Origin of the sequence: Mycobacterium sp. 852014-52450_SCH5900713, from assembly GCF_001667075.1 — a bacterium.
In the GTDB taxonomy this organism is placed as follows: Bacteria; Actinomycetota; Actinomycetes; order Mycobacteriales; family Mycobacteriaceae; genus Mycobacterium.
The window spans coordinates 1-1,421 of the sequence record NZ_LZIL01000068.1; the positions used below are offsets into that span (position 1 = coordinate 1).

At 72.6% G+C, this 1,421-nt stretch carries 1 protein-coding gene; it reads right to left on the reverse strand.

All coding sequences use genetic code 11. The features are described from left to right. On the reverse strand, nt 1-1,410 hold a 1,410-nt coding region (locus A5773_RS20645; protein ID WP_067792362.1), incomplete at its 3' end, for an HNH endonuclease signature motif containing protein. Nucleotides 1,411-1,421 lie beyond the last annotated feature (11 nt).

The window sequence follows — 1,421 nt, forward strand, 5'->3', positions numbered from 1 at the left end:
GCGGGCTTGGTGGTTGTTGCGGCGTTCGGTGGCTACCCGGGAGGCGCGGTCTTGGGCGCGGGTGCGGCGGCGTTTGGGCATCATCGCGGTGCGGTCGGCGCAGTAGTCGTCGAACGGTGGGTCGACCTCGGCTGCGGGCGCACCCCCGGTGGCCCGGCACAGGCTGGGGAACAGCAGCGCGCTGCCCGGGGTGGTGACGTAGGTGCGCCCGGCCGGGGAGGTCAGGATCAGCGTCGCGTCGGGCAGCTGCTTTTCCTGCCAGCCCCAGAAGGTTTTCACCAAATGATGGGTGCGGCAATAACATTTGAGGTTGGACGCGTGCGTGGGCCCGCCGGCGCTGTAGGGGATGGTGTGGTCGATGTCGCAGGCCACCGCCGGGCAATCACAGCCCGGCCAGCGGCAGGTCAAATCCCGGCACCGCACGAAATCGGCCAACGCTTGGGAGGGCACATAACCCGGCTCGGGCGGTGCGTCGCCGGGGTGCACCAGCGGCACCAGCTTGGCCGCGGCGGCCAACTCGGCGATCAGCTCGGGCGGGATCAACCCCTCGCCCCCCAGCGCGCAGCCCGGCGCCTCACGAGTGCCGTCAAGCGTGGCTTGCTCGGCAATCACATGAATCACCACCGGCCCCGCCGGCGCCCGACCGCCCGCGGCGCAATCGGTGCGCCCGCAGCGACACCCCAGCCGATCCGCCCCCGCGGCCAGCACCCCCAGCGCGTCGGCGCGGCGCTGCTCACGGCTGCGGGGGTCGTGCGCACACACCGTGCCCGCGAGCGCATCCAGCCGCGCGTCCAGCGCGCGCGCATCCGGGCTGAACAGGACACCCTCGATGCGGGCCAACCCCTCGCCCATGTCGCCGATCCACACCTCGCGCCCGGCCGCGCGCTCGCGGCGCCGCCGCACCGCATCCGCATCAGCCTTGGCAACGATCCGGTCCACCTGCGCGGCCAACCGGGCCGGGGTCAGCGACGGCCACCGCGCCACCTGCGCGGCCAACTGCGCATCCACGGCCGCCACCACGTCGGGATCGGCGATCAGATCGGTGCGATACACCAACGTCTGCACCATCCGAAAATCGATATCCCCCGCGGCGAACACCCCGCCCACCCGGGGCAGCCGCTCGCGCAGCGCCCGCGCATAGCGCACCCGGCTAGCCGCCAACCCCTGACTGATCCGCAACTCCGCGGCCACCTCCGCGGCCACCGCCGCCTCGGTATCCACCGCCCACTCCTCACACTCCGCACACCGCGACAGTCGATGGGCAAACAACCGCCCAATCGCGGCCAACTGCCCGGCCACCGCCCGGTTTTCGGCCCGCGCACACCCGCCCGCCTCGACCAGCAACGCCGCCGACTCCGCCGTCGCAGACGGATACCGCCGCTCGAAGTGCTCATCGAACTCCGCGATCACCGCGGGCGACG